We start from the raw sequence: 12,589 nt of genomic DNA, 5'->3' as shown, positions 1-12,589 counted from the left end.
TTCAACAAGAAAAATCTAAGACCCTAAAAGATTTATTATCCTGTTTAAGCCATAACAATGAAATATATCCTATATTAAAATTTTTATCATTCTTTATTCTAATGTTTTTGTATTCCTGGTTAATGTTTGGACTATTTTTTGAATTTTAGATAATAGAAATCTAATAATTCTGTAATGGAAATCTAATTATTCTAAAATAAATATAGTGTATTACGGTGTGACAATATGATTTAGAATGATTCATTGCTATGATGAATGATTTAATCATAAGTTATTCGATTCACAAGGAGGTGAAAGGGGATTTAAAAAAGTAGTTGAAAGGGGGATTTAAAATAATTAAAGATTTTTATTCATTTCTTAGTTGAAAAGAGGTGTTAGAGCATGCCCAAAGTCATTCATTTTGAGATACCGGCAGAAGAACCAGAAAGAGCAGTAGAATTCTATAGAAAAGTTTTCGGATGGAAAATAGATAAATGGGCTGGTGAATTTGATTACTGGCTGGTGGAAGCAGGTGAAGAGGATGAACCCGGAATCAATGGGGCTATAAAACCAAAAGAATTTGGTTCTATGATTAGTGATGTCATAAGTATTGATTCCTATGATGAATTTGCCCGGAAAATTGAAGCTGAAGGCGGGCAGATGTTGACCGAAAAAATGACCATTCCCGATATGGGGTACACGGGATCATTCCAGGACACCGAGGGAAATGTTATGGGGATAATAGAGGTTACCCTGTTATTTATAACTCGTACCTTCCCTGCTTCGCTAGAGAAGGTGTGGGAGGCCTGGACCGACCCAGAGGCTATTAAAAAGTGGTGGGGGCCAAGAGGATACACCGCGCCGGTAGTAAAGAATGACTTTAGGGTAGGAGGCTCTTCCCTGTACAGCATGCGATCACCGGAAGGCCAGGACATCTGGAGCACCGGTGTTTATAAGGATATAGTTCCCCGGGAGCGAATTGTGTCCACAGATAGCTTCGCTGATGCAGAGGGTAATGTGGTTCCAGCTTCCTACTACGGAATGAGCGGAGACTGGCCATTGGAGTTGATGGTGACGGTGATATTCCAGGAAGAAGATGGTAAGACCCGTCTCACTCTACAGCACACGGGCTTCCCTGACAATGAAAATAAGACCTTAGCTGAAGCTGGTTGGAATGAATCCCTGGATAAGCTCGCTGAATATCTTGCTAAAGTTTAATTTGGTTTGTTCCAATTTTAAGGTTCAATAATAATTATTCCCAAATAGGTGATTAATGTGGCGAAAAATATGGCTAAAATTAAGGTAGAACCAGGAAAACTAGAAATATTGGTAGAAAGAGAGTTTGAAGCTCCACGTGAACTTGTTTTTAAAGCATTAACCCATCCAGAACTTTATGCACAGTGGGTAGGTCCCCGTGGATTTTCCACAACCATTGAAACATTTGAACCCCGAAATGGTGGCTTCTGGCGGTTCATACAGAAAGATCAAGAGGACAATGAGTTTGTATTTCATGGAGTGTATCATGAAGTTAGTCCCGAGAGAATCATCAGCACCTTTGAGTTTGAAGGTCTTCCAGAACCAGGTCATGTACTTCTAGACACGTTAAAACTCAAAGAATTACCCGGTAACCGGACCAAATTAACTGACCAATCTGTCTTCCAATCGGTTGAGGATCGCGATGGTATGATGCAATCCGGGATGGAACAAGGGATAGATGAGTCTTATGAACGTCTGGATGAATTGCTGGAGAAGCTGAAGAAATGACAACAGGAGGGATTGAAAATGCAAAAGATTGTACCATTCTTATGGTTTGAGGATAGTAAAGCTGAAGAGGCAGCTAAGTTCTATATCTCCATTTTCAAAAATTCAAAGATAGTAAACACCATGCGATACGGGAAATCCGGCCCCGGCCAGGAAGGATCAGTTATGTCGGTTACCTTCCAGCTCGAAGGACAGGAATTTTATGCATTAAATGATAATCCCCAATTCAAATTTAGTGAAGCTTTATCTTTATTCGTGAACTGTGATACTCAGGAAGAGATTGACAAGTTGTGGGAGAAGCTCAAAGAGGGTGGAATGGAACTGGGACCCGGTTGGGTTAAGGATAAATTTGGTTTAGCCTGGCAAATCGTTCCCCGTCTTTTAGGTGAATACTTAAGTGACTCAGACCCCAAGAAATCCCAGAGGGTGATGAAGGCCATGATGCAGATGTATAAACTGGACATAGATAAGTTAAAACAGGCGTATGAAGGAAAATAATCAGTAGAATAGATGAAAAATAACAGCTTTACACAAGGAGTGTTTGATTTATGGAAAAACTGGATTTCTCAATAGTTATAGATGCACCCCGAAAAAAAGTGTGGGAAGTGATGCTGGGAAAGAAAACATATCCCCTGTGGACTGCTGTGTTTATGCCTGGCTCCCATTTCGTGGGTGACTGGAGTGAGGGAAGTAAGATACTTTTTCTCGCACCTGATGAGTCTGGTAAGATGTCCGGCACAGTATTCCAAGTTAAAGAGAATAAGCCTTACGAATTCGTCTCAATTGAAAACATTGGCATGGTGGAGGAAGGTAAAGAAGATATTACCAGTAAAGAGGCTACAGTGTATGCTGGTGCCCTTGAAAATTACACGTTAAAAGAGTTAAATGGTTCCACTGAAGTTCTGATTGAACAGTTTCCAGTTAGGGATATACCTCCTGATTATAAAAAAATGTACCAGAACATGTGGCAGGAAGCCCTTAAAAAGCTTAAAGACCTGGTTGAAAAATAGAAAAGAAAAGATTTATGGAATGCATGGATGTAATGAGAGAATCCGACCTAAAGTGCGGTAAAAACTGAAGAACTAACAATTCTTCGTGACATTTGTGGTGAAACATAATTTAGGTAGTGGTGCCAGAATGACCCGTTTCCATAGTGAAATGCAAAGGATAAGGGAGTATATCCACAACCTGGACAGCAAGGTGATTGATACTAACCATGGATCAATCGAGTATGCTAGAACCGGGGAGGGTTATCCCATACTGGCCGTGCATGGCAATGCTGGTGGCTTTGATCAGGGTTTGATGATGGCAAATAAGACCATCGATGCAAAGTTCCAGGTTATATCGGTTTCACGGTTTGGTTATCTGCGTTCATCTATACCCAAGAAAGCCAGTGTAGCAATGCAGGCTGATATCTACGCTTCTCTTTTAGACTACCTTGATATCGAGAAGACAGCTTTGGTTGGTTATTCTGCCGGTTCAACATCATCCATACAGTTCACCTTGCGTCACCCCGAGCGTGTTTCAGCACTTATTCTTGTTTCTCCTGCAGCCCCGGGGAAGGGCCCCATCATGCCTAAGGCTATATTCAATATATTCTTTCGAAATGATTTCATTTACTGGGCAACCATCACCTACTTCCAGTCACGGGTTCAGAAGGAATGGGTTGGTGTGCCTGAGGAATTTACACTCACGTCCGAATACGAAGCTGAAGTTAGAGATCTATTATTCAGTCTCCTGCCGGTTAGTGCACGGGTCCCGGGGAGCATTTTTGATATTTACACTTCATCTCCTGAGATTTTCAACAGCTCTAATGACAAAAACTATCCCTTTGAAGATATAAAAATCCCAACACTGATAATCAGTGCCCAAGATGACCCCTTAGCACTCCCTGAAAATGCACAGGCCCTGGTTGAAAGAATTCCCCACGCTCACCTGTTGTCCCTGCTGGATGGTGGCCATCCATTATTAGGTCATAATGAAAAGATTAAATCGGAGATTACACGGTTCCTGCACAATAATAATGTTTCAATAGATATTTGAAATTAAGGAGAATAATCCAGGGGTAACTAGACTAAAAAACTGCAAAATCTATTTTATTTGATGGAAAAAAAAGAGAACCTCCTTTAAGGAGGCTATAACCTTAATCCTATTTTTACTGGACGTACTGTTTAACATCCTGACGGACAATGGCCGATGCTCCAAAGCTTTTTATTCCCTTTAACATTTGAGGGAACTTATTCTTGGGGATCAGCACGTTAACCTGGGAAAAGCTGGTTCCCTGGACCGTGGTTGGTTCATCGGAGCAGTATTCATTGGAGAGTAGGAAATCTTTAACTTCGTCTGTTTTTTCATTGGATATGTTGAATTTGACATCGAAGTATTTTCTGGCCTTTATGGCTCCGAATAACTGTTCGAAGATTATTTTTGCTTTTTCGGCTTTTTCTGGTGTGCAACTGGGTCCGGCGTATAGTCCGGCACTGGATTCCATTATGGTTTCCAGGATCTTCAGCCCTGCCTTCCGGAGGCTGCTCCCGGTCTGAGTGTTGTCCACTACTAGATCAGCGCCCTTAGCTATGTACACCTCAGTGGCACCGTCGGAGTTGATGATCTGCACCATTTCGTTATCCCCATCCTTTAAACCACGTATTTGGACTACGGGTTTGCTCTGGCCGAATAACTCCTGGTAACCCTCATTTTCCATGAAAAACTGCCGGGTCAGGTTGGGGTACTCAGTGAAACATAGTATGGGGGTTTCCCGGTTCTTGTTAGCTCTGAAGAACTCTGAAAGAGATTCATAAGGGTCATCATTGGGTACAGCCACTATCAACCTGGTCTGGCCGTAGTCCAGGTCTCCCACCTTTTTTATGAGTTCTCCTTCCACGTTGACTGATTCTTCCCGGACCCAATCTTCTCCAATGATGGCCAAATCCAGTATTTGGCGGTTAAGTTCCACTGGTGCGCTTTGTGGTCTGGTGAGGAATCCTTTTATTTCCGGGTCATTTAAGATGGTGATTTCATTTTCCTCCTTACCGGGTTCGTATCCACGAACCTCGTAACCGGCATCTACAAATAATTGGTAAGTGTTTCCCCGATTAACGTTGTTTAAACTTCCTTTAGGAAGGCCAAGTATTATTTTTTCCATTTCAATATCTCCACTGTTCTATAAATTGTAAATAGTAGGGTAAAAAAAGGGTTAAATTAAAATTTAAGCCCGTAGTTGGTAAAATTATAGTTGGTCAGATTGTAGGTTGCTAGGAATTTATCATAGCCCATGGTGTAAACCATTGCTATTCCTATTGCCCAGAAAATTCCCCCGATGAGTATGAATGCCAATCCCCAGTATTTTGCAGATTTTTCTTTACGGGTTACGAGGTATACGCCAGAAAGTACTGCTAATGGTAGGAAGAATACTATTCCAAATAATCCCAGGAGTTTGGAGATGAAATAGCTCTTTTTGGCATTGGGGTCAACTGTAGTTATGGTTAATTTTACCTCATTTCCATCATTAACATCTGATGGTGGGTTTTTAGGGTTGCCGCAGAATTGGCAGCGGTCAGAATTTTCAGGATATTCTACTCCACACTTTGGACATCTCAAGATATTCACCTATTATACTACATACTATAATCATTCATTTAACCTTATGGGGCGGTAACCCTGGGCGGGAAAAAGACGGTATCCCTCGATAGAAAAACAGTTTGATTCTTTTTTTATAATTTCGGTCTACATTCACTGGTTTTTTTAATATAAACGTTGAAAATTTTACTTCAACATTTTAAGCACTTTTTTTCTCATAACATCTTCATCCAATACACATTCATCCAGTGATGCATTGTAAATTTCCATAAATTTATCTATATCAAATTCATCAGAAAGAGAAAATAAAGCACCATATCCATTGCTATCTGATTGAACCATCATATTTTCTCCAAGTACTTTAATATGGTGTTGAACTGTCCTGTAATTCAGATTAAGCTCTTTAGACAGTTGGTTAATATTATAAGGTCTCTGGTTAAGTAAATTAACGATTTTAACTCGGTTAAAGTTTCCTGGGCTTTCAAAAAATAAACGGAAATAGGTAGTATTCACAGAATCACCCCATATACATATTAATTCCCTCAATTAAACATGTGAAATTGTCATATTGGACCATATGCTCAAAAATATCCTTTTTATCCTTTTTATATTGTAAAATCACGGTTAATATCTATTGAGGTCATTATGTATATAAATTGCACATAAATTGTAAATTAGAATTATAAGGTTTAATTTGGAAAATAAGGTTTGAAGGTATTTGTATCTAAAATTTAAGTATTTGAGAGGTGAAAAAATGGATAGGAAAATTGTTTTAGTGATTGTGGCTGCAATAGTGATTATTGCTGGTGTGGCCTATGTTATGGCCACTCAAAATTCCAGTGTGCCCAATTTGACGGTTAATAATTCCACCGATGGCACCATCAATGTTGTCAAAACCACGACTAAGGCTACACTTCACAATGAAAGTAGTCATACCACTAATAACCATGTTAAAACCAATGATACCAGTAAGGTGAAAATATCAGCAGCTCAAGCCCAGAAGATTGCAGTTAACGCCATAAAAGATGATTTCGGCGAAACCTACGTGGCCGGCACCCCTACATTATACACAGTTAAAGGGACACCCTGGTGGCATGTACCTCTTAACCAGGCCGATGGTACCTACGTGGGAAGTCTGGATGTAAACGCCATTACTGGAGAAACCAACGGACAATGGTAAAATAATTATAAATATTTATTTTTTTCTTTCTTACTCGCACCATAATACTAATTTTAAACCAGGAAAAAAGAAGATCTTTTATTTTTCAGCAAGAACTTACAAAAATGATTTCTATTTTTGTAACTGGTCTCAATTTACTACTGAATTAATGTGGATTCACATCAACTTTGAAAAAGACTATACTTTATATTTTTAAATACTTTGAAAGTTATAATATTTTACAGTGATATAATGACTGAGACCAAAATTTCAAAGGGTTTCCAAACAGTGGTTCCTGCCGAAATAAGAAAAAAATTCAAAGTAGGTCCTGGGGATGTGCTGGAATGGATTCCCACAGAGAATGGTGTGGAATTGAAGTTCCGGAAAAAGGTAATCATTGAGGATATCCTGGGTATGGTTGAGGGACCGGAAACTGATGCCGTAAAACTTAAAAAGAAAGCCCAAAGGGGAGAAAAGATTTGATTTTTATTGATGCCTCCTTTTTCATCGCTGCATCCATTAAAAAAGACCAGTGGCACCCACGGGTTCGGGAAATTCTCCCCAAAATCGTCGCCCAGGATAAAATGACCTCTATTGTTGTTCTTTCCGAGGCAGTTACCATGGTGGGCAGTCTGGGGGGAGGTAAGATGGGTGCCCGTTTGTACAATTATATCCAGGATAATCATGAAGTTAAGTTTATAGACAAAGAATTAAGCTCACAGGCCATGAGTTTCTTCCTGAACTATGATGGTGTGTTGTCTTTTGCAGATTCTGTTTCTCTACAACTCATGAAGCAATATAAAATAGATACAATTGTTTCCTTTGATTCTGATTTTGATAAGGTAAAGGGAATCTCTAGGATACATTAGGAGAGAGGGTAGTTTATATTATATAACACTGACACATTACGGGAACGCAGATCAACTACTATTTTATTTTGATTTTATATCTATCCATTTAAAGTTCATCTTTACACTAGTAATCATTATAAATTGAACTTCGTTATAGAGATGTTTAACGAAGCATACGCACTTCCCCTAAGCACCAATATGATGTTATTTCATTTTTGTTAAAATGCCTGTTTTTTAGGGACTACCCATACATGTAACGAGTGATTTATGAGGGTTTTAGAGATTTTTCATTTTTCACCAGTAAAACACATCCCTTGCCGGCTATGGAACTGGTAAGTTAAGTTGCAAATAAAATTGTAAATAAAAATTAATGAAAAAATGGGAAGGTAAAACGGAAGGTTGTGGTAATATGATGGAAATCCTAAAAATTCAAAACCTGCCGGGTGGAGTATCCCTCCTTCTCAAATTTTGAGTTTAAAAATTCCACCTTCTCCATGTCCACCCTGATGAGTTTAAGATCCACCGGTAATGACCGGATGAATTCCATTTCCAGTCCCCTCATCTCCACGGCTTGCTGGTATTCAGCAGCATCTTCCACCACCAGAGCCTGCCCACTTATCTGCATCCCCCGGAGACTCTTCATATCCGTGTATTCATCGTAAACCGTGACTGAAACCCGTGAACTGGAAAGAAGGTTGGCGAATTTCATTCCTCCCTCACTCAGAATGTAAAGATGACCCTGACTGTAATGGTACTCTAGAGGAGTGGCCCTTATCCTCCCCGGTGAGCTGGTGGCCAGGGTGCAAGTATTATGTTCCTTTAAAAAACCTTCAACTTCCTCCTTCAGCTTTTCCATGGGAAGTTTCGCTAAAAGAGTGTCCCGAACATCAATCAGGCGTAGGGCCAGATCAACCACTTCGTCCTGGCTAAATAAATCCATACCCTGAGGCGGTAGACCCACCTGGGAGAGGTACTCCTTCAGTGCCTTAAAATCCTCTTCAGTTAAACGGTCCATTTCCAGGCGCCCCCCCAGAACACCCAGTTCCATGACCCGGCCACCCAGATCATCCTCCACTTTCCGGAGAACCCGTAGACCATCAGAACCATCCAGACAGGTGCAGAACAGGACTATATTCTTTTCATTGAGCCATTCTTTCTCCCTATCAATGAAATCCTGTAGTTTGGGATGTATTTTACCCATGTAAATAGGGGCACCCATTACAATGAAATCATAATCCCTGTGTTTTTCCGTGAATTGGGAGACAGGAATGCGCCGGGACGGGCCCAGAATAAGTGAAATTATCCGAGCCGCCTCCCAGGTAGACCCATACCTGCTTTCGTACAGAACTAAAGTCCGAATCAATTTATGTTCCCTCCTTCTCCTAAATCCCCATTATAACCATTAAAAAACCCTAATTAAAAACCAAAACCAACTACCAGTGCCAACAGAACAAAAAGATATTTTTTAAATTTTCCCCCTCCAAGCTTGAGATTAAATTAATAATACTGCTATATATGGTCCTACAATCATAAATAAGGGGATGGTTTTAAAATAGGATAAGTTCTAAACCATTACTTGAATGGTTATAACCAAAAATAATTCTGAAACTTTGAAATAATTCAAACTATTTACTTGAAAATTGTAGAACTTGAAAATAGTTATAAAACTTTACTTTAAAATTAGAAAAATATACTCACAATCCTTTTCGGAGTCTACCCATGGCCTATGAAGTTGAAGATAACCCCCAAGCCCTTAAACAAAAACTCCTGGAAGAATACCAGGATAAATCACTGGAAGATATGAAGTACGGTGAAGAGTTAGAGACCAGCCGTGGCTCATGTTACTGTTTCACCAACCATGAAAAGTTAGAAATTGAAACATTAACTGAAAAGAAAGTTAATGAATGCATGGCCAGTGACCTTAAACTGATTAAAGGGATTGGTGAGGCAAAAGAAAGGAAACTTAAAGAAAATGGTTACAATTCCCTGGATGACTTGAAAGAACACCCCTCCTACGGTGCCCCGGCCTGTGAACTCCTGGAGAAACTGGAAAGCAGGGATGTTTGTGCACTGACTGACTGGATATCCACCCGTTATTCTGCCTCCCATCCCTTGAACCTTCTCCTATCATCACTCTCCGGTGCCGAGAACATGCTTTTCATGGATATAGAAACCCTGGGACTTTCAGATGTGCCCCTGATCCTTATCGGGGTTGCCGAGGGGGATGGTGATGGTTTAACCATGAAACAATACCTTTTAAGGGATTTGAAGGAGGAAAAGGCAGCACTGGAAGGTTTTCTCTCCCATCAGGAAAAGGATAATGTTTATGTGACCTTCAATGGCCGTAGTTTTGATGTTCCATTCATTAAAAGCAGGATGCGCTTCCATCATATGGAAAAACCCCTGAATTCGCAGCACCTGGACCTCCTCTATTACTCCCGGAGGCAGTGGAGCAACCAGCTTCCCAACTGCCGGCTGCAAACTTTAGAAAAATACCTGTTCGGTGTGGAAAGAGAGGATGATGTCCCCAGCAGTCACGTGCCTGAGTTTTACCTCACCTACCGTGAAACCGGAAATATCGGACCACTGGTACCTATAATTGAACACAATCGGGAGGATGTGGTAACTCTGGCCCGGATACTCTCCTTACTCCACCAGTGCGCAGATCAGGAAGATTAAACCAAGGATGGAGTTTAATTCTTTATCAATAAAGAAATTTAATCTGTATTCAATTAAGAAAATAAGTTTATTAGATTGAACTCTATCCATATACATTACGTCTTTAACTCAACCCTAATTTTTTCCACAACTTCTTGCGGGGAAGGGTGTTTACTATATCCTTTTTCTGAGCCCACCCCCGGCGGGCAGTGGCCACACCCAGTTCCAGGAAACCTAAACTATCAACATGGTGACTGTCACTGTTTATGGCCAGCTGGCAGCCATATTCAACGGCCATTTTAATGTGCATATCCTTCAAATCCAGCCTTTTGGGCTGGGAGTTCACTTCCAGAATGGTTCCAGTATCACTGGCTTTCTCCAATAATTTTTCAATATTTAAGGGTGAGGGTTGTCTTTCTTTGATCTTACGGCCGGTGGGGTGGGCCAGCATATCGACCTGTTCATTTTCCAGGGCCTGCCCAATTCTTTCGTTCATTTTTTCCGGGTCCTGGTGGAGATCGTAGTGTACCGAAGCCACAACCAGGTCCAGTCCCTCCAGTAAATTTTGGGGCATGTCCAGGTTCCCCACAGAATCTAGGTTTACCTCCGCACCATTCAACAGAACGATATCATCTAGCTGGGAGTTTACCTGGTCAATTTTATCCATTTGTTGTCTCAATCTCTTTTCATTCAATCCACGGGCCACGGGGAGGGTGGTGTGGTCGGTGATAGCCAGGTACTCGTAACCCCTTCCGGCAGCCCCGGTAGCCATTTCCATGATACTTGATTTTCCATCACTCCAGTTGGTGTGCACGTGCAGGTCACCATTTATATCAGAATAATCGACCAGTTGGGGGAGTTTTCCCTCAAGGGATGCTTCGATCTCCCCGGTGTTTTCCCGGAGTTCGGGTGGAATGTAATCCAGGCCCAGGGCCTTAAGAACATCTTCCTCAGTTGCCCCGGCCACTCTTTCCTCCTGATGGAATACACCGTACTCGTTTAGCTTCATATCCATGGAAATGGCGATTTTCCGCAGACTGATGTTGAATTCCCGGGAGCCAGTAAAGTACACCAAGGCTGAACCGAATTCATCGGTCTTGAAGACCCTTATATCCGCATCCATTCCATTGAAGAGTCGGACTGTTGATTTGGAGTGTCCCTTTACCACTACCTCGTCAACTATATCCATCTGGGTGAAGAAGTCCATTACCTCATCGGGATGATTGGTTACCGTGAGTACATCAATATCTCCCACTGTTTCCTGGCAGCGGCGTATGGAACCAGCGATCTTTACCTCTTCCACCGCCTCCAGGGCACCCACCTTCTCTTTGATCTTGCGGGCCAGAGGCATGACCTCCCCCAGTAACTGTCTACCGGTACTTTTCCGGGCAAATTCCAGGTTCTGTAAAATTTTAGCCTCGGTTTTAGCACCCATACCCTTCAGTCTACGAATATGATGACGTTTACCCTCTCTTTCCAGGTCATCTAGGTTGGTTATTCCCAATTCATGGTACAGGAGTTTTATTTTTTTGGGACCCAACCCTTCCACCGACATCAATGAATCCAGGTCCACGGGATACTGCTCTTTAAGGTTTTCCAGGTACTCCAGTTTCCCGGTGTCCAGTATCTCCTCAATTTTCACCCCGATGTGGGTGCCCACCCCCGGGAGTTTTTGCAATTTTCCCTGTTTCCTTATCTGGGCTATGTCCACACTGAGGGTTTCAATGGTGTGGGCTGCCCGGCGGTAGGCTTTGGTGCGAAAATCAACATCATCCATCTCCAGATAATCCGCCACCCGGTTAAGGAGGGAGGCCACCTTATGATTCTGCATGGGATTATATATGGAGATGGTGTCTAAAATTTTTTTACAATAATAGGTAGAAAAAAAATGAATAGGTAGAAAAAAATGCTCATTGGAATTTAATAGTAATCTACCTCCGGGTTCTAGGGGAGGATGCCTTCGGTAGGAATATTGAAACTTAAATATTTCACATGCCCAAGAGCTCCCGGAGATTAACCAGTTTATCTGTATCTTCTATAAATCGTGGGGGGATGCTCCGCTGGATAGAACCTTTAATACCCAGCAGTTTTTCCAGGGGTGGTGAAACAGCATGATAGGCTCGGCCCAACTTGTTCAATTTTTTTGCACTAATTAAGATTGCTTTATCCAGTAGTTTGCTTTTTTCAGGGCTCCCCACCACCAGCACCATACTGTTTTCATCTGATCTTCGTTTGAGGTGGGAGTTATGGGAATATTTTTCCTGGATTCCCTTTACCTGCGGAAGGGGAATGTTTTTAAAATCCAGAACCGTTTTAACTGTAAAATAACCAGTTATATACAGGGCTTCCGGATATTCAGCCACAGAATTAGGTGTTAAACCCATATAAAACACTAGTAAATCACCAGGATTTAACTTTAAAAGGTAATTTGCCTTTCGGCCCACATCTCCATAGGTAAAGGTGGTAAATTCTGGATCCAGGTGAACCTTACGCTGAGCCACACTGGAGGGTAAGTAACTGGAGATGAGTTTTCCCCTAGTTCCAGTTAAATCCTGGTAGGTGCGGTTTTCTGTTGATTTTTCATCCTTTTCTGATAGGGGGA

General features: G+C 41.4%; 15 protein-coding genes (1 of these 15 running past the window's edge). 9 read left to right on the top strand and 6 right to left on the bottom strand.

The window, feature by feature from the left end; genetic code table 11:
* Positions 1-381 precede the first annotated feature (381 nt).
* The 5 genes from QC759_RS09525 (at position 382) to QC759_RS09505 (ending at position 3,783) form a co-directional block, all read left to right on the top strand.
* On the top strand, positions 382-1,197 hold the full coding sequence (locus QC759_RS09525; RefSeq protein ID WP_279845634.1) for an SRPBCC domain-containing protein: 816 nt from the start codon (positions 382-384) through the stop codon (positions 1,195-1,197).
* A 69-nt stretch (positions 1,198-1,266) separates the two neighbouring features.
* The gene (locus QC759_RS09520) at positions 1,267-1,743 is read left to right on the top strand and encodes an SRPBCC family protein (RefSeq protein ID WP_048073477.1); all 477 of its coding nucleotides are present in this window, start codon (positions 1,267-1,269) and stop codon (positions 1,741-1,743) included.
* A gap of 18 nt (positions 1,744-1,761) precedes the next feature.
* Positions 1,762-2,238, top strand: a complete 477-nt coding sequence (locus QC759_RS09515) for a VOC family protein (protein WP_048073478.1) — start codon at positions 1,762-1,764, stop codon at positions 2,236-2,238.
* Positions 2,239-2,288: 50 nt separating this feature from the next.
* The gene (locus QC759_RS09510; RefSeq protein ID WP_048073479.1) at positions 2,289-2,750 is read left to right on the top strand and encodes an SRPBCC family protein; all 462 of its coding nucleotides are present in this window, start codon (positions 2,289-2,291) and stop codon (positions 2,748-2,750) included.
* A gap of 97 nt (positions 2,751-2,847) precedes the next feature.
* The gene (locus tag QC759_RS09505) at positions 2,848-3,783 is read left to right on the top strand and encodes an alpha/beta fold hydrolase (protein WP_144405547.1); all 936 of its coding nucleotides are present in this window, start codon (positions 2,848-2,850) and stop codon (positions 3,781-3,783) included.
* 112 nt (positions 3,784-3,895) lie between these two features.
* On the opposite strand, the gene hisG is transcribed toward QC759_RS09505, so the two are convergent.
* From hisG to QC759_RS09490, 3 genes are all read right to left on the bottom strand, one after another.
* A complete protein-coding gene (gene hisG / locus QC759_RS09500) occupies positions 3,896-4,885 on the bottom strand; it encodes an ATP phosphoribosyltransferase (protein ID WP_048073481.1) in 990 nt (329 codons plus the stop codon).
* A 56-nt stretch (positions 4,886-4,941) separates the two neighbouring features.
* The gene (locus tag QC759_RS09495) at positions 4,942-5,349 is read right to left on the bottom strand and encodes a hypothetical protein (RefSeq protein WP_231863030.1); all 408 of its coding nucleotides are present in this window, start codon (positions 5,347-5,349) and stop codon (positions 4,942-4,944) included.
* Positions 5,350-5,505: 156 nt separating this feature from the next.
* Entirely contained in the window at positions 5,506-5,832 is a 327-nt protein-coding gene (locus QC759_RS09490) for a winged helix-turn-helix domain-containing protein (RefSeq protein ID WP_082055728.1), read from the bottom strand.
* 241 nt (positions 5,833-6,073) lie between these two features.
* On the opposite strand from QC759_RS09490, the gene QC759_RS09485 reads away from it, so the two are divergent.
* The 3 genes from QC759_RS09485 (at position 6,074) to QC759_RS09475 (ending at position 7,347) form a co-directional block, all read left to right on the top strand.
* Positions 6,074-6,499: a hypothetical protein gene (locus tag QC759_RS09485; RefSeq protein WP_048073483.1), complete on the top strand. Its 426-nt coding sequence runs from the start codon at positions 6,074-6,076 to the stop codon at positions 6,497-6,499.
* Positions 6,500-6,730: 231 nt separating this feature from the next.
* A complete protein-coding gene (locus tag QC759_RS09480; protein ID WP_048073484.1) occupies positions 6,731-6,961 on the top strand; it encodes an AbrB/MazE/SpoVT family DNA-binding domain-containing protein in 231 nt (76 codons plus the stop codon).
* The gene (locus QC759_RS09475) at positions 6,958-7,347 is read left to right on the top strand and encodes a type II toxin-antitoxin system VapC family toxin (RefSeq protein WP_048073485.1); all 390 of its coding nucleotides are present in this window, start codon (positions 6,958-6,960) and stop codon (positions 7,345-7,347) included. Before QC759_RS09480 ends, QC759_RS09475 begins: the two co-directional genes overlap by 4 nt.
* 403 nt (positions 7,348-7,750) lie before the next feature.
* On the opposite strand, the gene QC759_RS09470 is transcribed toward QC759_RS09475, so the two are convergent.
* Positions 7,751-8,692: a flavodoxin domain-containing protein gene (locus QC759_RS09470; RefSeq protein WP_048073486.1), complete on the bottom strand. Its 942-nt coding sequence runs from the start codon at positions 8,690-8,692 to the stop codon at positions 7,751-7,753.
* Positions 8,693-9,048: 356 nt separating this feature from the next.
* Between QC759_RS09470 and QC759_RS09465 the strand changes: the two genes are divergently transcribed.
* Positions 9,049-10,008 (top strand): ribonuclease H-like domain-containing protein, encoded by a 960-nt coding sequence (locus tag QC759_RS09465; RefSeq protein ID WP_048073487.1) that lies wholly within the window; start codon positions 9,049-9,051, stop codon positions 10,006-10,008.
* 103 nt (positions 10,009-10,111) lie between these two features.
* On the opposite strand, the gene polX is transcribed toward QC759_RS09465, so the two are convergent.
* Together polX and QC759_RS09455 are read right to left on the bottom strand one after the other, a co-directional pair.
* Positions 10,112-11,818, bottom strand: a complete 1,707-nt coding sequence (gene polX, locus QC759_RS09460) for a DNA polymerase/3'-5' exonuclease PolX (RefSeq protein WP_048073488.1) — start codon at positions 11,816-11,818, stop codon at positions 10,112-10,114.
* 157 nt (positions 11,819-11,975) lie between these two features.
* Positions 11,976-12,589 carry the 3' portion of an Nmad3 family putative nucleotide modification protein gene (locus QC759_RS09455; protein ID WP_048073489.1) on the bottom strand. The gene runs 88 nt beyond the window's last position, so 614 of the gene's 702 nt are visible here — the last part of the coding sequence; its start codon lies off the right edge, out of view; it ends in the stop codon at positions 11,976-11,978.

This window comes from Methanobacterium formicicum, assembly GCF_029848115.1.
Lineage (GTDB): Archaea > Methanobacteriota > Methanobacteria > Methanobacteriales > Methanobacteriaceae > Methanobacterium > Methanobacterium formicicum.
Note: the sequence above shows the minus strand (reverse complement) of the source record. Positions and strands in the feature narration are given on the sequence as shown.

Coding starts and splice junctions, on each gene's coding strand:
- QC759_RS09480 (WP_048073484.1), top strand. CDS start 6,731: ATGACTGAGACCAAAATTTCAAAGGGTTTCCAAACAGTGGTTCCTGCC.
- QC759_RS09465 (WP_048073487.1), top strand. CDS start 9,049: ATGGCCTATGAAGTTGAAGATAACCCCCAAGCCCTTAAACAAAAACTC.
- hisG (WP_048073481.1), bottom strand. CDS start 4,885: ATGGAAAAAATAATACTTGGCCTTCCTAAAGGAAGTTTAAACAACGTT.
- QC759_RS09515 (WP_048073478.1), top strand. CDS start 1,762: ATGCAAAAGATTGTACCATTCTTATGGTTTGAGGATAGTAAAGCTGAA.
- QC759_RS09510 (WP_048073479.1), top strand. CDS start 2,289: ATGGAAAAACTGGATTTCTCAATAGTTATAGATGCACCCCGAAAAAAA.
- QC759_RS09520 (WP_048073477.1), top strand. CDS start 1,267: ATGGCTAAAATTAAGGTAGAACCAGGAAAACTAGAAATATTGGTAGAA.
- polX (WP_048073488.1), bottom strand. CDS start 11,818: ATGCAGAATCATAAGGTGGCCTCCCTCCTTAACCGGGTGGCGGATTAT.
- QC759_RS09525 (WP_279845634.1), top strand. CDS start 382: ATGCCCAAAGTCATTCATTTTGAGATACCGGCAGAAGAACCAGAAAGA.
- QC759_RS09485 (WP_048073483.1), top strand. CDS start 6,074: ATGGATAGGAAAATTGTTTTAGTGATTGTGGCTGCAATAGTGATTATT.